The organism is Altererythrobacter sp., assembly GCF_050299635.1.
GTDB lineage: Bacteria > Pseudomonadota > Alphaproteobacteria > Sphingomonadales > Sphingomonadaceae > Erythrobacter.
Genome location: NZ_JBNKWF010000014.1, coordinates 55,961 through 78,813, shown reverse-complemented (window position 1 = coordinate 78,813; position 22,853 = coordinate 55,961). Strand labels below are relative to the sequence as shown.

At 59.3% G+C, this 22,853-nt stretch carries 11 protein-coding genes; 6 read left to right on the top strand and 5 right to left on the bottom strand.

The features are described 5' to 3' along the window. Positions 1–238 precede the first annotated feature (238 nt). Complete coding sequence (locus ACQY6C_RS09250) at positions 239–2,860, top strand: glycoside hydrolase family 2 TIM barrel-domain containing protein (RefSeq protein WP_427967936.1); 2,622 nt, start codon at positions 239–241, stop codon at positions 2,858–2,860. A gap of 24 nt (positions 2,861–2,884) precedes the next feature. Next, positions 2,885–4,462 (top strand): GH39 family glycosyl hydrolase, encoded by a 1,578-nt coding sequence (locus tag ACQY6C_RS09245; RefSeq protein ID WP_427967934.1) that lies wholly within the window; start codon positions 2,885–2,887, stop codon positions 4,460–4,462. Positions 4,463–4,545: 83 nt separating this feature from the next. On the opposite strand, the gene ACQY6C_RS09240 is transcribed toward ACQY6C_RS09245, so the two are convergent. Further along, positions 4,546–6,435: a sialate O-acetylesterase gene (locus tag ACQY6C_RS09240; RefSeq protein ID WP_427967931.1), complete on the bottom strand. Its 1,890-nt coding sequence runs from the start codon at positions 6,433–6,435 to the stop codon at positions 4,546–4,548. A gap of 208 nt (positions 6,436–6,643) precedes the next feature. Here ACQY6C_RS09240 and ACQY6C_RS09235 point away from each other — a divergent pair, with 208 nt between their 5' ends. Next, entirely contained in the window at positions 6,644–8,272 is a 1,629-nt protein-coding gene (locus tag ACQY6C_RS09235) for an alpha-L-fucosidase (protein WP_427967928.1), read from the top strand. A gap of 117 nt (positions 8,273–8,389) precedes the next feature. Here the strand turns inward: ACQY6C_RS09235 and ACQY6C_RS09230 are convergent, their stop codons facing one another. Genes ACQY6C_RS09230 through ACQY6C_RS09220 form a run of 3 tightly spaced genes read right to left on the bottom strand, consistent with a single transcriptional unit; the run spans position 8,390 to position 15,423 of the window. After that, positions 8,390–11,308, bottom strand: coding sequence for a TIM-barrel domain-containing protein (locus ACQY6C_RS09230; protein WP_427967925.1), 2,919 nt, complete (start codon positions 11,306–11,308; stop codon positions 8,390–8,392). Positions 11,309–11,325: 17 nt separating this feature from the next. Continuing rightward, on the bottom strand, positions 11,326–12,948 hold the full coding sequence (locus ACQY6C_RS09225; protein ID WP_427967922.1) for a DUF5597 domain-containing protein: 1,623 nt from the start codon (positions 12,946–12,948) through the stop codon (positions 11,326–11,328). A gap of 21 nt (positions 12,949–12,969) precedes the next feature. Next, entirely contained in the window at positions 12,970–15,423 is a 2,454-nt protein-coding gene (locus tag ACQY6C_RS09220; protein WP_427967919.1) for a glycoside hydrolase family 3 N-terminal domain-containing protein, read from the bottom strand. Positions 15,424–15,604: 181 nt separating this feature from the next. On the opposite strand from ACQY6C_RS09220, the gene ACQY6C_RS09215 reads away from it, so the two are divergent. Then, a complete protein-coding gene (locus tag ACQY6C_RS09215) occupies positions 15,605–17,725 on the top strand; it encodes a glycoside hydrolase family 2 protein (protein ID WP_427967916.1) in 2,121 nt (706 codons plus the stop codon). Positions 17,726–17,787: 62 nt separating this feature from the next. On the opposite strand, the gene ACQY6C_RS09210 is transcribed toward ACQY6C_RS09215, so the two are convergent. Then, positions 17,788–19,665, bottom strand: coding sequence for a glycoside hydrolase family 97 protein (locus tag ACQY6C_RS09210; protein WP_427967913.1), 1,878 nt, complete (start codon positions 19,663–19,665; stop codon positions 17,788–17,790). A gap of 568 nt (positions 19,666–20,233) precedes the next feature. Here ACQY6C_RS09210 and ACQY6C_RS09205 point away from each other — a divergent pair. Both ACQY6C_RS09205 and ACQY6C_RS09200 read left to right on the top strand, forming a co-directional pair. Continuing rightward, positions 20,234–20,953: a FadR/GntR family transcriptional regulator gene (locus ACQY6C_RS09205; RefSeq protein WP_427967910.1), complete on the top strand. Its 720-nt coding sequence runs from the start codon at positions 20,234–20,236 to the stop codon at positions 20,951–20,953. Positions 20,954–21,296: 343 nt separating this feature from the next. Beyond that, on the top strand, positions 21,297–22,826 hold the full coding sequence (locus ACQY6C_RS09200; RefSeq protein ID WP_427967907.1) for an alpha-N-arabinofuranosidase: 1,530 nt from the start codon (positions 21,297–21,299) through the stop codon (positions 22,824–22,826). Positions 22,827–22,853 lie beyond the last annotated feature (27 nt).

Sequence of the window (22,853 nt, the reverse complement as noted above, 5' to 3'; positions counted from 1 at the left end):
TAGTGCCCTGATTGAGTTGGTCAGCGTTCGGGGACCGTCGATTTGCTTTCGCGGACCTGACCTCAAATTGTGACCGGCTCTTTGGGTCGTTGGGCCGGTGCTGACCACCTCAATTGACACGTTCTATTTATAACTCGTACAAAATTGGCTGAACAAGCTCGCTGGCGGGATATTCCGGCAGTGAACACCTTTGGTGGTTCGCTGCCGATCACAAACAGAAAGGCGGAATGGGTTGGGAATGGGTCGCTCTTTCAAATCGCTTTTGATCGCACTTCTGGTTGCGATTGGATCGATCATTCCACCCTCGCTTGCCGCCGCGCGTGAAGTTGCTGCTGAAATCAGTGTTCCGGCGGGTCGCGCGCGCATCAATTTCAACGCCAACTGGCGCTTCGCTTTGGGAAGCCATGCCGGTGCCGAAGATGTCGAGTTTGATGACAGCGCGTGGGAGCGGGTCGGCTTGCCGCACAGCTTCAGCATGCCGTATTTTCGTTCGCCCGATTTCTACACGGGCGATGGGTGGTACCGCAAGGAGTTCACACTTCGCGCCCTGCCAAAGGGACGACGCATCGCGCTTGAGTTTGAAGGCGCCTTCCAGGATGCCCGTGTCTATGTGAACGGTGTGGAACTGGCCCGGCACAGAGGCGGCTACACCGGCTTCCCGGTCGATATTACCGCCGCATTGCGACGCGGACGCAATGTAGTCGCGGTGCTGGTCAACAATGAATGGCAGCCCACTCTGTTGCCGCGTGCTGGCGAACACGTATTCAGCGGCGGGCTGTACCGCGATGTCTGGCTGGTCACCACCGACGAAATCCACGTGCCATGGACCGGAACGCGCATTACCACTCCAGAATTGTCAGCGGAGTCGGGCCGTGTGGCCGCCGAAACTGAGGTGCACAATGCAGGCACAGACCGGGCAAATGTCACGCTCAGGACCAAGATAGTGGACGAACTGGGCAGGCACGTGGCTAGCCTGCCCGATCAGAATGTGACGATCGCACCTGGCACCACCGCGCTGGCCAGCCAACTATCCGCGCCGATTGCAAGTCCCCGCCTGTGGAGTCCGGAAAGTCCGACCCTGTACCGGGCTATCACCAGTCTGGTCGTGAACGGGCGCGAGCGTGACCGCTACGAAACCGAATTCGGTTTTCGCTGGTTTGAATGGACCGCAGATCGCGGGTTCTTCCTGAACGGCAAGCACCGCTATTTTCGTGGTGCCAACGTCCATCAGGATCAGGCCGGTTGGGGCGATGCGGTGACAAATGGCGCAATCGAACGCGACGTCAGGATGATCAAGGATGCCGGTTTCGATTTCGTCCGCGGCTCGCATTATCCGCACGATCCGCATTTTGCCGTTGCGACCGATCGGTTGGGAATGTTGTTCCTGTCCGAAATGAGTTTCTGGGGAACCGCGGGATTTCGCAACCCGTGGGGTGCCTCGGCCTATCCAACTGATCCTGCCCATCGCGCCGAGTTCGACGCGAATGCCAAGCAGCAGTTGAGCGAGATGATACGCATCAACCGTAATCACCCGTCAATCGTGGCATGGGGCATGGACAATGAGGTGTTCTTCACCGCAGCGGAAACCATGCCGGATGTGCGCCGCTTGCTATCGGAAATGGTCGCGCTGTCGCACCGGCTCGATCCGAGTCGGCCAGCGGCGATCAACGGTGCGCAGCGCGGTGAGATCGACAAGCTTGGCGATATCGCCGGATACAACGGGGACGGGGCCAGCCTGTTCACTGATCCGGGCATTCCCAATTTCGTCGCAGAGTATGGATCTACGATGACCGACCGCCCCGGCACGTTCGAGCCGGGTTGGGGGGATCTGGTACGGACCCAGGGTGCCGATCCGGCCGAGGAAGGTTCGTGGCGGCTGCCCTGGCGTTCGGGTGAGGTAATATGGGCTGGATTCGATCATGGCTCGATCGCGGGCAAGCGGTTTGGCGGCATGGGCATGATTGACTACGCCCGCCTGCCCAAACGCCAGTACCATTGGTACCGCAATGCCTACGCCAATATCCCTCCACCGCACTGGCCAGTAGAAGGCAAGCCGGCCGCACTGCGGATCACGACCAGCGCCCCGACCATTGCCCGCGGCGACGGCACCGATGATGTGCAGGTGATCGTCAGCGTCGTCGATGCACAGGGACGAAGGCTCAGCAACAGTCCGCCAGTCCGGCTGAGTATCGAGGCTGGGCCGGGCGAGTTGCCGACCGGGCGCACTATCGACTTCGCGCCCGATAGCGACATCGAGATTCGGGAAGGCGAGGCCGCGATCGCAATGCGTAGTTGGCACTCGGGGGTAACGCAGCTGCGGGCTACTTCGCCTGGCCTGGAGGATGGGGTGGCGACGGTACGGACGCTGGAAGGCCCACAGTTTGTCCCGGGAAAGTCTGCGCTTGCCGGACCACGCCCCTATAAGGCCTTCGTCAGGCCGCAGCGCGAATGGCCCGGCGATGAAGAGTTCGGGCTGAACAATCCGACCTTCGCCAGCAGCAGCGCCCCCGGGCACAGTTCGCGCTTAGTGAACGATGGCGATCCGTCGACCTATTGGAGCCCGGCAACGGGCGACAGTGAACTGACCGTCGCAATCGACCTTGAACGCGTGATCGAAGTCCATTCGCTGACGATTACTTTCCCGCAATCGGCACCATACGGCTTCATGGCAGAGATTCTCGATGAGCAGGGACAGTGGCGCAAGCTTGTCGACGAGTTTCCGGGAATGCGGGACGCAATCAAGCGCAAGCTCGAAACCGAGCCCGTAGTCGGGCGGCGCGTACGGATCCGTTTCTGGCCGCCAAAGGATGCAACGATCGGGATTTCCGAGCTGCGCGTTACCGGCGGCTTGCAGAATTGACACGAACAACGAGGTGAAATTGGTATGACGAGAACGACCAACAGGCGCTTGCTGCGCCCGTCGCTGGCCCTGGCCATGGCATCGGCGCTATTCGTAAGCGCGCCGGCACATGCCGACCGGCACGTGGCTGCGGATATGGATGCCATTTCGGGAGATATGAGTGAGGCGTGGCGTGACAGCGTTGGCGCCGGTCACGGCGGAATGTTCCTGCGGCCGGAGAATGTCGAGCATCTGGAATTGGTCCAGCGCGAAATCGGGTTTCGCAATATCCGATTCCACGCGATCTTCCTGCACGACACCGCGCCCTATCGTGAGGTCGACGGGCGGCCATATTACAATTTTGACCGGGTTTCGCAGGTCTATGCCAATTTGCTACAGGCCGGGATTAAGCCATTCGTCGAAATCGGCTTCATGCCGGCGGACCTCGCCAGCGAAAGCCAGACGATCTTTCACTGGAAAGGCAATGGCTCGCCTCCGAAGGATTGGCAGAAATGGTCGGATTTCATCACGGCATTCATCCGGCACCTTGAGGCCGAGTTTGGCCAGGAGGAAGTACGCAGCTGGCGCTTCGAGGTCTGGAACGAGCCCAACCTCGACGGTTTCTGGACCGACGCGGACCAGGCCAGCTATTTCAAGCTCTATGATACGACCGTTCAGGCCATCAAGAATGTCGATCCCGAACTGAAGGTGGGCGGGCCTGCTACTGCAGGCGCGGCCTGGGTGCCTGAGTTTCTGGCTCACGCAAAACAGGTGGGCTCACCGGTGGATTTCGTCACCACCCATTCCTACGGGGTTGCAGGTGGCTTCCTTGACGAGCAAGGGAAGGGCGACAACCGGCTCGTGCTCGATCGCCGCGCGGTAATCGAAGACATCGAGAAAGTGCGCGGGGAGATCGATGCTTCGGAATTTCCCGGGTTGCCGCTCTACATCACGGAGTGGAACTCAAGCTACAATCCGCGCGACCCGATCCACGATACCTATCTCAATGCGGCGTTCATTCTCAACAAGCTCAAGGGAACTGAGCGCTCGGCCCAGGCGATGAGCTATTGGGTCTATAGCGACCTGTTCGAGGAAGCGGGGCCGCCGCCCACGCCGTTCCATGGCGGTTTCGGGCTCTTGACCCGCGAGGGCATCCGCAAACCCTCCTACTTTGCCTACCGCTATCTGGCGCAGCTTGGGAAAAGCGAACTGCGAAATGCCGATGAGGAAAGCTGGCTGACCCGCGATGGCGACAATTTCGTCGGGTTAATCTGGAACTTCACCATTCCCGACCAGAAGCTGTCCAACCGTCCCTTCTACACCCGGATACATTCGGCCAGGAAGCTGGAGCCGGTGCGACTGGCTGTGAATGCGGCGAAACCGGGAACCTACCGGCTGCGCGTGTTTCGCACCGGATACAAGGCCAACGATGCCTACACGACCTACATGGAGTGGGGCCGGCCCGATCAGCTGACGGATCAGCAGTTGGCCCAACTGCAAGCGCAAACGCGCGACACGCCTGAAATTGACCGGAAGGTCAAGGTCGGTGCCGACGGCAAGTTCGACATGAAGATCAAGATCCGCGCCAACGACCTGTTGCTGGTGAAACTCGACCGGATGTGAACTGACAAGACGGTTCCACCGGTCGGTTGCGGCTCGCCCCGATGTCTGCTTGCGGAGGACATCGGGGCGAGCGTCGCAAGGACCTATTTTATCTTCATCGAAAAGCCCGATGCCGGAAGGCCCGCCGGATTGTAGAGATTCACGATCGGGCTGGCCTGCCAGAGATAGCGCACCTCGACGGCAGCCGGATCGGCGGGAAGGGTCACGGTATCGCCCGAAGCCTCGCCGGGAACGAAGCGACACTGCGCGCTGGCATTGCACAGTTCGAAACCGATTGCATGCGATCCACCCATGACCAGCAACGGGCCATGTGCGAAACGGACCTCAATGCCCTTGGTGGTTCGCGAGGCGGCAACTGGCGAAGGTCCGCGATCCTCGACATCTTCGCCCAGCGCAAGGTGACGGGCTGCCAGGGCAAGACGATGCCCGACATCCTGCTTGTTGGTCGGATGAATGTCTGAGACCTGGCCGATATCGACCGCGCTGGCCATGCCGACCAGCGGATCCGCATCGGCAACCTGGCGCTGGACATCGCGCAACTGAGCCCAACCATGGTCTGAGGGGGTCGAAACAAGCGGGCCCCAATTGGCCAGCTGGACCATGACGAAGGGATCGGCGCCAAAGCGCTTGCGCCAATCGGCAATCATCAGCGGCATGAGTGTGGCGTAGCCCTTGGCGTCGCCTGCATTGGCTTCACCCTGGTACCAGGCGAAGCCCTTAACCGGGTAGTCATGGAGCGGGGCGATCATGCCGTTGTAAAGTGTCGTCCGCCCGCTTCCGCCAATCCATGGAGCAGAGGGCAGGGCGCCGACCTGGTTGATCGGCTTGCCCTTGGCAAAGGACCAATTCTCGAGCGGGATGGTGGTGCCGTCGGCCAGCGTGATCTTGCGCTGCCCATCGCCCCACATGCCGCCGCCGCCGCCAGTGTCTACCACCGTCACGTCGATAATGTTCTTGCCAGCCTTGAGCGTGCCGGCCGGAACCGGATAGGTTCGCTCCGTATTCCAGCCCTGCACAATGCCAATGTCCTTGCCATTGATCCGGGTAAAATCGGCATCGTCGATCGCACCGAGTGACACATTGGCGGTCTGTTTCGCTTGCGCTGCACTGAGCGTGACGCTGGCGCGGTAATAGCCAATACCGTCAAAGGCGGCGAGCTCGGAAACTCCCCAGCTTTCCCAGACCTCATGGCTTGGAACGGTTTGCCAGGATGCATCGGCAGGAGCGGTCGCCTTGGCGCCCAGGCCATTGCGGAACACGCTCGTCCATTGAAGCGCAGCAGCCTGCGGATCGCGCGCATATTCGTCGAGCAGGGCGAGCTCGGTCGTGTAGCGCGGCAGTGTCTGCAAGGCCTCGCGGCTGATCCAGTCCTCGATCATCGAACCGCCCCAGCTTGAGGCGATCAGGCCGATGGGAATCTTCTGATGGGTCTGCAATTCGCGGCCCATGATGAAACATGCGGCAGAGAAGTCTGCGGCCGAATCCGGTCCCGAGATTTGCCACTGTGTCGGGCTGGCGAACCTGTCTTGCGGGGTCGGGCTGGATTGACGCGGAACATTCAGCAGCCGCAAGTTCGGATTGCCTGAGCTCGCGACCTCAAAATCCGAATTTGTCGCATGGCGGAGCGTGAACTCCATGTTCGACTGGCCCGAGCAAAGCCAGACATCGCCGATAAGTATGTCGCTGAGTTCGAGGGTTTCGTCTCCACTGGTAACATCGATGACAAAGGGGCCGCCGGCCCCGCGGGCTGGAAGATCGATTTGCCAGCGGCCATCCTGATCGGCTTTGGACGTGTGGCTTTCCGAGCCGATGGAAACCGTCACCGCGCTTCCTGGTGCTGCCTGTCCGCTGATCGGGATGGCGCGATCGCGTTGCAAGACCGCGTGCGAGGAGAAAGGGGCGTCGAGCTCCAGTGTCTGGGCCGAGGCGATTGCCGGGGCAGACAGCAGAATCATGGCGGATATCAGTTTCATGTCAGACCTTTCACTCAGTGGCGGGAAGGTTGAAAAAGCTTGATCGGCATCGTTACTGGTAAGATCAATCTACGGCCGGGCCTTGTTCAGAAACCTCCGCCTACGACGCTGTAATCAAGTTTTTGTCGATCTTCCTTCCTCTCCATTGCAACCACTGCTAACGACGGATAATAAATCAGACAAGTGAAGATTCATGGGAGAAAAAGTTATGTTTGGTTTTAGTCGACGCGCGGTGCTTGCCGGGGGGATCGGTATGGGCGGTGCGATCGCGGCATCTGCCTCTGCAGCGCCGGTCGAACCGAACTGGACCTCTCTCTCCCAGACCTGGGAAACCCCGAAATGGTTCCGCGATGCCAAGTTTGGCATTTGGGCCCATTGGGGACCGCAGTGTCAGCCTGAAGCCGGCGACTGGTACGGTCGCCTGATGTATCTGCCGGGGACCGGCGCCTACAAGCACCATCTCGCCAATTACGGCCATCCGGCCGACACCGGGTTCATGGAAATCATCAATCAGTGGAAGGCCGAGGCTTGGGATCCGGCGGCCCTGTTGCGTCGCTACAAGCAGGTCGGTGCCAAGTACTTCATGGCCATGGCCGGGCATCACGACAATTTCGACTTGTTCGACAGCAGTCATCACGCCTGGAACTCGACCCGGATAGGGCCCAAACGCGACATTGTCGGCGGATGGGAAAAGGCGACCCGCGCCGAAGGGCTACCTTTCGGTGTAAGCAACCATATCAGCCACTCCTGGCACTGGTACCAGACAGCATATGGCTATGATCCCGAAGGCCCCAGAGCGGGCGAGCGCTATGATGCGTTCAAGCTGCGCAAGGAAGACGGCAAGGGGAAGTGGTGGGAAGGACTTGATCCGCAGGAACTCTACACCGGCCCCAGCTACGTTGCACCGGACGGGATTACCAGCAACGAATCGATGGATGCTTGGCATCAGGTGCATGACGGTCGATGGCTGGAACATGCTGCAGCCAAGAACCCGGCATTCATCCGCAGCTGGTTGCTGCGCCAGAACGAGCTGGTCGATAAGTACAAGCCCGACATGGTCTATCTCGACGATACCCGCATCCCTTTCGGGACCGTGGGCCTCGAAGCGATCGCACATTACTACAATCGGGCGATAGAATGGCACGGCAGCCCGAATGTGGTGCTGACATCGAAGCTGCTGACCGATTATATGCAGGGCGGCTTGATGAACGACGTCGAGCGCGGCTTCTCGCCCGTGATGCGCGAGCAGCCATGGCAGACCTGCACCTGCATCGGCGACTGGCATTACAATCGCGGGAGGTACGATCACAAATATTATGTGCCGGCGCAGAAAGTGGTCCAGCGCCTCTGCGATATCGTTTCGAAGAACGGCAATTTGCTGCTTTCGGTGCCGGTGCGCGGCAATGGGACAATCGACAGCGAAGAGGAAAAGATCCTCGACGGAATTGCGGCCTGGTTGCGCGTCAATGGCGACGCCGCGATCTTTGGTAGCCGCCCTTGGCGCACATTTGGCGAAGGACCGACCGATCTGCCGGGCGGCAAGATGGAAGAAGACAAGGCGAGCGATTTTACAGAGCAGGACGTTCGCTTCACCACCAATGACGGCTCGCTTTACGCGATCATGCTGCTCTGGCCCGAGAGCACGGCACGGATCGCTTCGCTGGGCCTGCGCGCGCTAGGCGGCGCAAGGATTGCCAAGGCAGAGCTGGTTGGCGGCGGTAAACTCAGCTGGAAGCAGGAAGACGATGCGCTGGTGATTTCATTCCCGAAGCCCAAGGCAGGCCAGATGGTTCCGGTGGTGAAATTGCAGGGGCAGGGGCTGGTGTCCGCGGCCTGATCCTGCCGGGCCGGGCTAGCGTTACTGCGACTGACCCACGCCGCAAAAAGAATGAGCCGGCCTTGATCATCTCAAGGCCGGCTCTTCTTTTGCGCCGTTCCGGGCTAGCCCCATTCCTTACGGCATGGTGAGCGTCACCGGATTGCCGTCATAAACGACCGTGCTTTCTCCGTTCTCTTCAAAGTCCATCGGTTGGCGCGTGGTCTTGTCATAGAACCTGACCGAAATGGCTCGCTTGCCTGGCATCCCGCCATAGCCGCCTTCGCGCTTGCCGATGGTAAGCGTGCGTTCTGCTTCGTTCCACTCGATCGGAATGCGCACGAACTCATTGCGCTTGTACCCTTCACTGGTGCCATCGTCCTCATAGAGGGAGAAGCTCCCGTCGGCGCCGGTAAACACCTGCAGCACGATGGGACCATCCGGCTCTTGCCGGGTATGCTCGATCTCTGGCCCTGTGGGCACGATCGAACCGGCGCGGACAAACAGCGGCATCCGTTCATATGGTGCGTCCGCTACAATGGTCTGCCCGCCTTGCAGGTAGGCGCCGGTGTTGAAATCGTACCAGTCGGAACCAGCCGGAAGGTAGACCGAGCGATTACGCGCCTTGAACTCGGCGACCGGCGCAACAAGGAAGGCCGGGCCGAACAGATACTGGTCGTTGATATTGCGAACCTTGGGATCGGCAGGGAAGTCCATAACCAGCCCGCGCATGATCGTGCCGTCCTTGCTCCAGGTATCGCCAGCCAGCGTGTAGATATAGGGCATCAGGCGGTACCGCAGCTTGAGGTACCATTCCATCGAGGCATACATTGGCGAACCTTCGGGTGCGATCTCGTATATCTCGCGCTTCGGTGCCTCGCCATGACTGCGGAAAAGTGGGGTGAACGCGCCGAACTGGAACCAGCGAAGGTTCAATTCGCGCCATTCTTCCAGGTGGGCGGGATCCTGTCTGGTATAGCGATCTTCGAGTGCGAAACCGCCAATGTCGTGGGTCCAGTTTGGAATACCCGACATGGACAGGTTTACGCCTGCCGAAACCTGTTCCTTGAGATCATCCCAGCGCGAGGCAACGTCGCCTGACCAGAGCGCGGTGCCGGCGCGCTGGATGCCGGCAAAGCCGGAACGTGAGAGGATGAACGGGCGAACGCCGGGCTTCGATTCCAGCGTGCGCTTGTAGACCCCGTCGGTATGTACCAGCGCATAGCTATTGAAGTAGGCTGCGCCCGGACCACGTGCGGTCGGCCCCATGCGATAGGCGCGTTCCTCGATCGAGAGGTTCGAGTGGAAATCGGGTTCGTCCGAATCGAGCCACCAGGCATCAAAGCCCTTGGTCAGCAGATTGTCGCGGATCTGGCGCCAGTAGATATCCTGCGCCTTGGGGTTGTAGGGATCGTAGAACGCATTGGCATAGCCGGGGCCGACCCAGTCACGATACATTTTGCGAATGTACTCGGGGTCGGTTGGTTCGCCGGGCTTCGGTTCGACCATGCGGCGATAGATCCCGCCGACCTTATCGAGTTCCTTGTAGTTGTCTGTTGTCGGGTAGAACTTCGGCCAGACCGAAACCATGATGCGCGCATCCAGTGCATGGACCTCATCAATCATCTTCTTGGGTTCGGGGAAGCGTGTGGAATCGAAGCAATGGCAACCCCAGCTGTCATCCTCCCAATAACGCCAGTCCAGCACGATGTTGTCGAGCGGCAGATTGCGTTTGCGGAACTCGCGGACAACGCCAAGCAACTGATCCTGCGTTTCGTAACGCTGGCGGCTCTGCCAGAAGCCGTAGGCCCACTGCGGCAGCATCGCCGATTTTCCGGTCAGCTGTCGATAGCCGGAAATGGCCGAATCCATGTCCTTGCCGGTGGTCACATAGTAATCGACCGACTTGGCTAACTCGGATGTGAATGTGAGCGAATGCCGGTCGGCATCCGGGATCGGGTCATTGTGAACGAGCGCGATGTAACCCGCATTCGGTTCCCATTCGACGCGGACTTCGGCGGGTTTGCCGGCTTTCATTGGCACGTCGAAATTGTGGTACCAGGGGTTCCAGTTCTGGCGCCAGCGGTCGAGCACCAGCTCGCCATCGACGAACACCTTGAAATAGCTCGATCCATAGAGCCGGAAGCGGTGCAGGCCGCTCTTGTCGGCAGTGACCTTTCCGGTCCAGACGACGTGCTGTTTCTCAACCGCATTGCCCGCAGTATTCTGCCCGGCAGTTGAGGCAACCGTATTCGCCTTGGCCGCTTCGGGCCAGTTCATGTTGTCGCGGATATACTGGTAATTGATCACCGATTCTGACTGGGTGACGGCAAGGCGGTCTCCCAGATAGTATTGGGCGGTCCAGCCGGGTTTTCCGTCAAGGCCGGTGATTTTCAGCCCGTCCTTGCCACTACCGGCCAGGCTGTAGGCCTTGGGATTGCCAAAGCGGGTGATCGAATAATTGTCCCACAACATTCCGTAGTTCCGCGTCGAAACGACGAAGGGGACGGCAATGTCCATGTTGTGCTGGGCGAGTTCCACATCCTCGCCATTATAGTTCATCTGGCCATTCTGGTGCTGGCCCAGGCCGTAGAAACCTTCGTCTGTGCCGCGGTTGAACTGTTGTGTCACAGTGAACCAGGTTTGCCCTTCCTCCACCTTCGGAACAAAGGCCGAGCGCCTGGCTTCGCTCAAGAAGGGCTTTCCGGTGGCGTCGAAGAACGACACCTGGCCACTGGCCAGATTGACCTTGGCGCTTCCGCCAGCCAGCTTGAGCGTGACAGTGCTCTTGGTATCGGAAACGACCGGGGCGCCCGCCGGCTTCGCGGTTATCAAGAGGCTTTCGGGAACCTCGTTGAAATCCTCTGCTGGAACGGCGGTGACGCGGAAGGTGTCGTCGCCATAGGCCATGACTCGAACCCGTTTGGCGGGACCGGCATCGGGAGTGACTATAACGCCGTTGTCGATCTCTTCGAAAGTGCCGGCAAGCGCGGCAGTCGCGCTGCTCGCGAGTAGACCTACAAGGACGAGGCGGAATGAAGATTTGCGGATGGACACGTGGGGTGCTCCTTTAATCAGCGGTAAGTTCCGAGCCGTACGCGCAGCAGCGTCGGCTCGGAAAGATTGAGGCCGTAGTCGGTCTGGTCGCCGTTCCAGCGACGCTTCATCACCCAACGCCCGTCTTGGAAGGTGCCTTCCTCGACGCTCAGGTAATGGACGTTATCTTCTGGCTTGGGTGCGGCGAGTTCAAAACCGATCCGCACATCCGAACCGGCCAACAGGAACTCGTCGGGGCCGAGCTGGATCAGGGCCGCGCCGCCGATCAGCTGCTCCTTCTTGGGATTCGTCGGCATCTCCATCCAGGTCCATTCCGGCTCGCCGAATGCCCACAGGCCATAGCGCGCGGTGATTTTCCAGCGCCCGCTCACAGCAGACTGGTCAGATGCGTCGTCGCCCTTGGCGAAGCCGACAGTCGGATGCTCGAAGGCGAGCCGCGCCCAATCTCGCGCAATTGGGCGCATCAGCGCGAACTTCGAGGCAAATGCTTCGAGTGTTTCGTCATCGAGCTGTTTCGCGCCGAGCGGGAAGTTGGAGTAGGTAGAGTCCATCCCGAACGGCGACCATCCGATAGCGCCCTTGCCGAGCGCGAGCCAGAAATAGCGGGCGAAATCGAGGTCGTTGCCGGTCTCGGGGATGAACAGGGGATTGTCTGGCCGCGACATTTTGTCGAGCTTGCCAGCATAGACGTCGTAGCCGCGATCGTAGAGGTCAGGCGCGGCGGTTGCGATGTGCGGCGCAGCTGCCTTCCACACGTCGAGCACCGGCCAGTCGGCGCCGCCGCTGGCGCCGCCCCCTTCGCCTGCCTTGGGATCGAACGGGTCGGTGGTGACGACATTGACGTACATCGGCAGGTTAAGCTCGGCCTGGCCAGCGGCGGCAATCTCGTCGATATAGCGCGCGGTGTACCAGGCTTGGAACGAGCTCTCTGCCTTGCGGCCGAACACCTCGCTCCACGTGCCGATCTTTCCCATTTTGCGCGCGAGTTCGGCCGGGATCGGGCCGGCGAACAGCCTGTTGGCCTCAGGTGAGTAGTCGCGCGGTGAGCCATAGCTCCCGACTTCATTTTGCGGCTGAACCATGATCACTGTGTGCTGCGGATCGATTTCGCGAATGTGACGCATGAGAGCGACGAATGCGCGCTTGTCGGCCTCAAGCGTGGTGCGACTGTGCGGGCTAGGCACGTAATGCGTCTTGCCGTCCTTGGTCGTCATCCGTGGGAAGCGCTTGGTGTCGCTCTTGACCCATTCGGGCATGTAGCTCGGACCGGTGTTCTTCCAGGTTCCGAACCACAGTAGCACTAGCCGGACGCCGTTCTCGCGCGCCTCAGGGACAAGCGCGTCGACCCACGAGAAGTCGAATTTTCCCTCGACCGGCTCAATCTGTTCCCAGGCGACCGGAATTTCGAGCGTGTTGGCGTTAAGTGCACGGATCGTCGGCCAAACCGCCGGCAACATCGCTGGGTAGTTGCTGGAGTTGTTAGCCTGACCACCGAGGATCAGATAGGGCGCCCCGTCGACGATTAACGCATGCCGTCCGTCGCGGCTCTCGAATCGTGGAAGTGAAGCGTCCTTGGCCGTGGCTACGCTGCTGAGGCACAGCGCGGCGAGGGCGAACAACCAATGAGTCAGTCGGTGCATCTTTAATCTCCCTTGCGACATTCAGCGCCCGGACGGACAAATGCCGTCCGGCGCTTGTGTCGCCAGTTCTATGTTTTCGAATGATACGGTCATCGAACCGGTCGTCTCAAAGCTCAACACCGGATGGAGGCGCGCCATGTCACCTCCGTGCTTGACAAAGCATTTGAGCGGAATGCGCACAGTTTGCCAACCGGCGGTCGATCCGAACAGGCTTGTCGCGTCGATGGCGCCCCAGCCCATGTTCATGGTGACCTTGCTGGTGGCCGGATTGTCAACGCGATAGACCAGCTTCAGCATCATCTCTGCATTTGTTTCGAAGCTAAGGTCGATGTCATCGCCATCGATCGAGATCATGCCGTGCGCGCCATCTTGCCAGCGAAACTGTGTTGCGCCTTCCTGCTTGGTCCGGGAATCGACCGGAGCGCGCGTAACCGCGGGCTCGACTTGAAGGGTGAAAGGTTTGGGTACGCGACCATTTGTGAAAAAGTGGCTCTTGTTCAGCGGTGTCCCGTCAATTCCGGCGATTTCGGCAAGCTGGCCGACCTTGCCCGGATTGGAATAACTCAGACCATAACCGAGTTCAAACAGCGGATCGTAGCCTGGTTCGCCCTGGTTGAGCGAAAATTGTGCCGCAGTCTTGGGCCAGCTGAATGAAAGGCGTCCCGTGAAATCATGGTGTGGCCGACCCGAACTATCGCCGATCAGGACATCGGCAATACCGCCGCCTTCGCTTCCGGGCAGCCAAGCTGCCACAAAGGCATCGGACTGATTCAGTTCGGGATTGACCCACATTGGACGACCCGAAAGAAACACTGAAACCACGGGAATTCCGCTCGCCTTAAGTCTCTTCAGCAACTCAAGATCCTGCTTCTCTCCAGGTGAGAACTCCAGCGAACGGATATCGCCGCTGCCTTCCGCGTAGGGCTTCTCACCGAACACAACGATCGCCAGGTCAGGCTTGCGGGCATAGCTGCCATCGGTACTGAGCGTAGCGCTGCCGCCGCCGGCCTCCATGGCTTCGGCAATGCCCGAATAGATCGACTGGGCATTGGGGAAATCGGCATTGGTGTTGCCATCGCCCTGCCAGGACAGCGTCCAGCCTCCCGATTGCTGACCGATGTTGTCGGCAGCGCTACCCGCGACCAGGATATTGGCTGAAGATTTGACCGGCAGCACGCCGTCATTCTTCAGCAGAACCAATGACTTGCGGACGGCTTCACGAGCCAGTGCGCGGTGATCGGCGTGACCGATCAGATCTGTCATTCGCTCGTAGGGTCGGGCGGGATCAAACAGGCCAGCCTTGAACTTTACGCGCAGGATGCGCCTCACGGCATCGTCGATGCGCGCCATCGGGATGGTACCGTCCCGGACCTGCTGGACGGTCTTCTCGAACAGGCCTTTCCAGCTATCGGGAGCCATTGCCATGTCGAGCCCTGCGATGAAGGTTGCCGGGCAGTCGGTTGAGGTGCAGCCAGGAATCTGCGCGTGGCCGTTCCAGTCTCCGATGATGAAGCCATCGAAGCCCATCCGTCCTTTCAGCACATCGGTCAGCAGGCTCTTGTTGCCGTGCATCTTGGCGCCGTTCCAGCTGTTGAAGCTGGCCATGATGGTGCGTGTTCCAGCATTGATTGCGGGCGGATATCCCGCTGAATGGATCGCGCTCAGTTCGCTTTCGCTGATCTGGGCGTTGCCCTGGTCGATGCCATTGGCCGTCCCACCATCACCCAGAAAATGCTTGGCGCTGGCCGAGACATTGCCGGTCTGGATCGTGCCCTCGCCAGGATTGCCTTGCAGGCCGACGATCATGGCGCCGGCATAGCTTCGGACGAGAGCGGGATCTTCCGAGTAGCTTTCGTAGGTCCGGCCCCAGCGATCGTTGCGGGCAACAGCCAGAGTTGGTGCAAAGGCCCAGTCGATTCCGGCCGCTGCAATCTCTTTCGCTGTCGCGGCGCCGATGCGGCGAATCAGATCGGGATCGTGCGCGGCACCCAATGCGATGTTGTGCGGGAACAGCGTGGCGCCCACGATATTGTTGTTCCCGTGAACGGCATCGATTCCGAACATGATCGGGATCGGAACATGTCCCTGGCGCTCTTGCATCGCAACGTCGTTGAAAGCCCGCACAGTGTCGATCCAGGGACCCGCAGGCGAACGATCTGGCGCATCTAGCGGCGGTGAACTGCCGCCGGCGAGAATTGAGCCGAGCGGATATTTTGTCAGATCATTGGGCTTGATCGCGGAGGTGTCGGCCTGGATCATCTGGCCGACTTTCTCTTCGAGAGTCATTTTGGCCAGAAGGGCGGAGATTCGTTCCTCGGTCTCGGAGTCGATCAATCCCTGGCTTCTCGCCTGTGGCCAATGGGCAGGGTCGGCCACGTTCTGGCCCTCGGGTTGTGCATTCAGCACACTGGCCGAAGCCAGCACAAATGGGAGTGTCAGGCCGAAAAGCACGGCCCGCTTACGACTGGTATTCATTTTCAGGCAGATCCATCCCTAGCTTCACATTTCTATTTATCATACAAATAGGCGTGCGCGCTATCAAGACTGAGTCGCAATTTAGCTGACGATTCCAGCAAGTGTCGGGCAGCGCAGCCAGATTGCGGGGCGTGGGGTGGTCTGCGAACCGATAAGAGGAATGAGCAAGGGAGTGCTTTTGATGATGTTTGGGGTGCGGTTCTTGGTTTCGAAGGAAACGGTTCAGCGATTGATGGCATTGCTTGCCGTGCTGGCTTGCTTCGGACTTGCCGAACCATCGATTGCCGCTGAACGCACCAGGACCGTGCTAAGCGGGGAGTGGCGATTCATCGGAAAGGATGTTCCGGGCGCCGGGGCCGCAGATGTCGACGATTGGGACTGGCGGCGCGTGACTCTGCCGCACACCTATAATGTCGCCGATGGCGATGACGGCGGCACTTACTATCGCGGTCCGGGCTGGTATCGCACGACCCTGGACCTTTCCGCAAAGAAGGCAAAGCGGCTCTATTTTCTGGAGTTCGAAGGGGCTGCATTGGCAGCCGACGTTTGGGTAAATGGAGTGCTGGTGGGCCGCCACGAGGGTGGCTATGCCAGGTTTCGCTTTGACGTGACACAGGTCATTGCGACGGGGCGCAATCAGATTGCAGTTCGCACCGACAATACCCGCCTTGCCAATATCGCGCCGCTGGGCGGTGACTTCACTGTATTTGGGGGCCTTTTTCGCCCCGTTTCCTTGATCGAGACCGACTCGCTTCATTTCGACATGATGCATTTCGGGGGGCCAGGCATTCATGTTTCTGTGCCCAGGGCTACCCAGGAGTCCGGGACTGTCAGTGCACGCATGCGCCTGGTGAACGGTGGTGGCCTGGCTGCCAGCACGCGTTACCGGGTCAGTCTTCTCGATGCTCGCGGCCGCGAAGTGGCCAAGGAAGAAGGGAAGCGCCGGATAAATCCTGAGGATACGACGGAGGCCGAGGTAACACTCAACGTTGCCAAACCGCACCTGTGGAACGGCACAGCCGATCCCTATCTCTATCGGCTTGTCGCCACGATCCACGATGAAGATGGCAAATTGCGTGATCGGGTCGAGCTCCCGGTCGGAATTCGTTCGATCGAGATTACTCCCGATCGCGGCTTGCTGCTGAATGGGCGACCCTATCAGGTTCGGGGTGTGAACTATTTCCATTCGCAGCGACCGGGGAAGGGCACAGCGGTAAGTGACGAGGATATCAGCCGCGACATGGCGATAATTGCCGAAATGGGGGCGACCGGTGTGCGGTTTGTGCATTACCAGCACCCGCAGCGGGCCTATGACGAGGCCGACCGGCGCGGCTTGCTTGTCTGGACGGAAGTTCCGCTCAACAGCGCGATCGATCCAGGCGAGGCTTTCGCCGAAAATATCAGGCAACAGACTCGTGAACTGATTGCGCAGAATGCGCACCATCCTTCGGTAGTGGTCTGGGGGCTGGGCAATGAAGTCTATGAGGACAGTGAGAACGCAGTGCGGATGATTGCGGTTGCGCAAGAGGCAGCGCGAGCCGCCGATCCCACCCGTCCAACGACCTATGCGCATTGCTGCCAGGCCGACAATTCACCCAAGGCGCTGGTTCCGGATCTCAGCGCATTCAATCGCTATTTCGGCTGGTACCCTGACCAGAAGGGATCGCTTGGCGAATGGGCGCAGCGTTTTCACGCTTCCTTTCCGGACCGCCCATTCGCGATTGGCGAGTATGGTGCCGGGGGAGGGATCCTGGCACAAGAGAGCGATCCCGAGCCACCGATCACCACCAGCAGATGGCATCCCGAACAATACCAGACAGCATATCATGAACGGAATTGGCGAGAGATCAGGGACCTTCCCTATCTTTGGGGCAGCTTCATCTGGGTAGCTTTCGATCTGGCTTCAGACGGGCGCAACGAAGGCGACCGCCCGGGGATCAACGATAAGGGGCTGATCAGCTTTGATCGTTCGGTGCGCAAGGACGCCTATTTCTGGTATCAGGCGAACTGGTCGTCAAAGCCGATGCTCCACCTCACCGAACGGCGTCACAATTTCCGCCACGCATCGCAAGTCACCGTGCGCGCCTACAGCAATCAGTCGCGTGTAGGCCTGAAAGTGAATGGAAGATCCTACCCTGAAGTCCCCGTGGTCGATCATGTTGCGCGCTGGGATCAGGTCGACCTCGGTCCCGGAGAAAACCGGATTGAGGTTACTTCCGGTGAGTTGCGCGACGAAGCGATCTGGACACGACTAGAGGATGGCGCTGAGGAAGGCGGCAAAGAAAAAACCCCGTCGCACTAGGCGACGGGGTTAGTCGAGAGAGGATGTCCAGCAAGCAAGCTTGCCAGAAGCATTTGGCCAGTTCAGCGAACCGGCCGGATCCGAACCGCGGCACCACCCCCTTCTGCCAGTGGCAGGGTGAGAGTGTCGCGATTCGAAACTGTGATATTCCGTGTAGTTACTTCGTTCGGCGTGGCGCCGTCCTGCCAGATCCGGGCTTCAAAGCTACCGTCTCCGAGCAGATCGAGCGGAACGGTGACGGTGCGTGCGTCTCCATTCGACATTGCGCCAATGAACCAATCGGTCCCCTTGCGACGGGCAAGGACGACGTGGCTTTCCGGCGTGCCATCGATGAAACGGGTTTCGTCCCAGGCCGCAGGTACGATCTTGATAAAGTCGAACCCGCTGGCATTGGCATAGGCTTCAGGGCTGTCGGAAACCATCTGGAGCGGGCTATCGTAAACTACGTACATCGCCAGGGCCTGACCACGGGTATTCTGGCTGACCGGGTTTGACCCATCTTCGGGGCCGGGTGATTTTCCGCCATTGCGGAAACCGCCGGGTGTGTAGTCCATCGGCCCAGCCAGCATACGGGTGTAGGCCAGCTTGACGTTGTGTGCCGGGGTCACGGCACCCCAGGCAAACTTGTCATACTCCGCGCCCATCACCCCTTCCTGGGTGATATAATTTGGGTAGGTGCGCTGCAAACCCGCTGGTTGAAAAGCACCATGCATGTCGAGCAGCAATTGCCGTTTGGCGGTTTCCCGGGCAGTTCGGCTGTAGAATTCGACGATCTGCTGGTCCTGGCGATCCATGAAGTCGACCTTGACCCCCTTGATGCCCCAATTCTTGTAGAGATCGAGCGCTTCTTCCATTCGGGGGTCGAGGTGCGCCCAATGGACCCATAGAAGCAGTCCAACGCCTTTGCTGTCGGCATATTCGACGAGCGCGGGTATATCGATTCCGGGTTCGGCCTGCAGGATATTGGTGTCCTCGCTGGCCTCGCAACATTCGGTCGAGTTCAACGCCCAGCCTGCGTCGATCAGGAAGTAGGCGAAGCCAGAATTCGCGGCGAAATCGATGAACTTGCGATAACGCGCCATGGTGGGTTTTTCGCTCGCCAGCGGACCAGACCACCAGTCCCACGCCGCCTTGCCCGGCTTGACCCACGAAAAGTCGCCGCTCGGCTGGCGCGCCAGATTGCCGATAACTGGTGAGGGAATGAGATCGCCCGCGCGATCGCCCAACAATACAACCCGCCACGCGCTTTGAAGCCCGTTGGGAGACTGTACGGCAATCGACGGACGATCGACGCGGGGAGTCAACACTACGTCCAGTCCGTTACCCGAAGCGCGCAGGCTCGATCCGGTGTAGCCTTCGATACCAGATTGCGCGATGGCAAAATGATTGCGACCCGAAGGCGTGGCGCAGGTTGCTAGATTGTCGTAGAGTTTATTGGGATCGAGCGATGCGACCAGTTCTGTGTTCCAGGTCCGCTCGTGCGAATTGTGGAGTTCGGTGACGAGGCAGCGGGTTTCCTCTGCAAAGCGATAGGAAGTGCGTTCGCCTGAAATCGCGACCGGTTTGCCTTCCGGCACTACATAGCGAAAAGCTACGCCGTCATTGTAGGCGCGTGCTTCGATCGTAATTTTGCGCCCCGCAGTACCCGCCTCACGAAACTCGATGGCTGCGCCATTGAAGAGATCGACCGCCTTGCTGGCCTTGGTGGCGACCAAGGGCAAGGTCCGATCCACCTTGGCTCGGCGAACACTATGGGAATTGAGAACCTTGTATTCGGGTGCATCCGCCAGTTCGATGCCCAGCGGTGCATCATGAATGATCGTTTCGCCTTTGCGCGTTACCGAAAAGGTCGATCCGTCATCTGCGATACTGATTTCAACGGACTTGTCAGGCGACACGACCGCGATGGCCGAGGCGGTGGCAAGCGCGAGGATATGCATCGATCTCTCTCCCAAACACTTTGTCTTCCGCCCTGATGCCGATCAAGTTGGATCTGGCCGCATGGAGGTTGTCCGCGCTGTATGTCTATCGCACGGGTTCGAATTCGCGCCAGTATGTCAGACAAATAGATTTCCGCAAGGGCAATTTTTGCAGTTTGTCCACGAGCCTGGCCGGAGGTACCGATTGGAAGGTGCAGGGTGAGGGAAAAATATATATGTACAGTCAATGCGTTACGAATAATTTTCAGACAGGAACTGGATGGGCTCTTGTGCTGGAGTGCCATAGGGATTTTGCCTGCCCTGAGAACGGGAATGCCTGAATTTGGGCAGAATTGCCGAAAAACGTCGCCCATATGACCATTACTGTCTGAGTAAATAATTTCTCGAGCATGAGCACGATGGCTTGCATGAAGACCTGGATGTTCTAAGAGTTAATTGAGAAGAGTTCGGGGGGCTTGGGCAATTGGGGTTTGGCTCTCCAAGCTTGCGAAAATTGGCTGGCAGAATTGTTTGCGGTGATGACATCGTTTGCGGTCAAGCCAGGAGAGGACGAGTTAGACAAGCTACTATGCCTGACGAATCGACAAATGGCGGGAAGAAACTTCGCATTCATGGCACCGTTGCTCGCGATCTCGGTATCGCGATCGTGTCGGGTCACTATCGACCGGGTGAGTTGCTGCTTGGGGAGATCGAGGCGAGCGAACGCCTGAAGGTCTCGCGCACAGCCTACCGCGAAGCGCTGCGCATTCTTTCGGCAAAGGGCCTGGTCGAATCCCGGCCAAAGACCGGGACCAAGGTAAGTCCGCAGTTGAGGTGGCACTTGCTTGACCCCGACGTGCTGCAATGGATCTTCGAATACGAACCCAGCGACGACCTGTTGGAGAGTCTCTTTGAATTGCGCCGTCTGGTGGAGCCGGAAGCGGCAGCGCTTGCTGCTGCGCGGCGGAACGAAAGTCAGCTGGAACGGATGGAAGCTGCGATTGATGGCATGTCGGAACACACGCTGTCGACAGAGGCCGGTCGGCAGGCCGACAAGGAATTCCATGCCGCATTGCTGGAGGCCACGGGTAATCCGTTCATGATGACCCTGACCAGCGGGGTAAGTGCCGCAGTTGCCTGGACGACCGTGTTCAAGCAGCGCCGGGCACCGTTGCGCAACGCAATTCCCGATCACCGTCGCGTCTTCGAATGCGTTCGGAAAGGGGATCCTGATGCCTCGCGCCAGGCCATGACTGAACTGGTCGACATGGCCCTGTTGGACACCAAGCGCCAGGTCACCCTGGATTAGACCTCGCGGGGCATATTACGGGACGCTGCTTGCCAAGCCTGAGAATTGCTCCCTTGTCCCTGACCTGAATGATTCAGAGATGGCCTTGCGGCCCTTATTGACTTGTCCGAGTTAATAAGGCAGTTCGCCCACCAACGGTTTGGCGGGTTGGAAAGGGCGGCCGCAAAAGTTCTTCTCCCAGAGTCTTGATCGAGACTGACCAATCGCCAGGATTGGTCTGGGCATTGCTTTAGCTGCAAACCGTCATCCCGCTCCTTTCCAGCCAGCCTGGCCACAAGGCGACCTTCGTCAGCGACCGGTCCATTCGGCCTGGCGAAAGACTGCAGTTTATGGGAGTTCAGGAATGAAGAGAATTCGTCAGGCGGCGATCGGTGTCGCCTCGTTGCTGATGTCGTACAGTGCCAGCGCGCAGGTCGAAGTCAGCGTATCAGTTGATACAACCAAGCCCGGGCCGAAGATCGAGCGCGCCGTTTACGGGCAATTCGCCGAACATCTCGGGCGAGGGATCTACGAAGGCATCTGGGTTGGCAAGGATTCCAGCATCCCCAACGTCAAGGGCTATCGCAAGGACGTCGTGGAGGCCCTGCGCAAGATCAAGGTTCCGGTAATCCGCTGGCCGGGCGGCTGCTTTGCAGACGATTATGATTGGCGCGACGGTATCGGTCCGGCTGCACAGCGTCCGGAGCGGATGAACAAGTTCTGGGGCGGAGTGCCCGAGACCAACGCGTTCGGCACGCATGAGTTCATGGACTTTACCGAGCTGATCGGAGCTGACGCTTACGTGGCCGCAAATATGGGTTCGGGAACGCCGCGCGAAATGGCGCGGTGGCTCGAATATATGACCGCCGACGGCACCTCCACTTTGGCAAAGGAGCGCCGCGCAAACGGGCGCGAGAAGCCCTGGAAGGTGAAATACCTCGGCGTTGGCAACGAAAGTTGGGGTTGTGGCGGCGAAATGCGCCCGGAGTTTGCGGGCGATCTCAGCCGCCAGTTCGGCTCTTACGCACGCCTGCATGGCGGCAGTGCGTTTCGCGTGGCCAGTGGCGGAAGCGCGGATGACTTCAACTGGACCGATGTCATGATGGAGCGGGCCGGGAAGTATTTCGACGCAATTAGCCTCCATTACTACACCATCCCACTGGACTGGGGAACGAAAGGCCAGGCGACCGGCTTCCCGAAGGAAGAATGGGGCATCACACTCCGTAACGCTCAGGCGCTGGACGGAATGCTCGTCAGGCACGAAGCCATCATGGACAAGCACGATCCGGAAAAGCGCGTAGCACTGTCGGTTGATGAGTGGGGGACCTGGTACGACCAGGAACCGGGCTCTACCCCAGGCTTCCTCTATCAGCAGAACAGCTTGCGCGATGCCATGGTCGCGGCACTGACGCTTAACATCTTCCATCGCCATACGGAGCGGGTGAAGATGGCCAATATCGCACAGATGGTAAACGTGCTGCAGGCCATGATCCTGACCGACAAGGAACGGATGCTCCTGACACCGACCTATCACCTGTTCGATCTCTATGTGCCGTTCCAGGGTGCCATTCCCTTTCCTGCGAAGGTCAACAGCCCGCGTTATATCGAGGGTGATGTCGATATCCCGATGGTCGACGCGTCGGCGGCCAAGGACGCGAATGGCAAGATGTGGCTGTCGCTGGTGAATCTCGATCCAAACAAAGCGGTGCGGATTACAACCGACTTCACAGGCAAGGCAAAGGGTCGGATGCTGACTGCAGCCAAGATCGATTCGCACAACACATTCGACAAGCCCGATACGGTTAAGCCAGTGGCCTATTCGGGGCGCACCGTTGGCGGGAAGCTGGTGTTCGATCTTCCTGCGAAGGCCATTGCCGTGGTCGAGATCAACTGATCGCAGCCAATCTGGAAGCGCCAACAG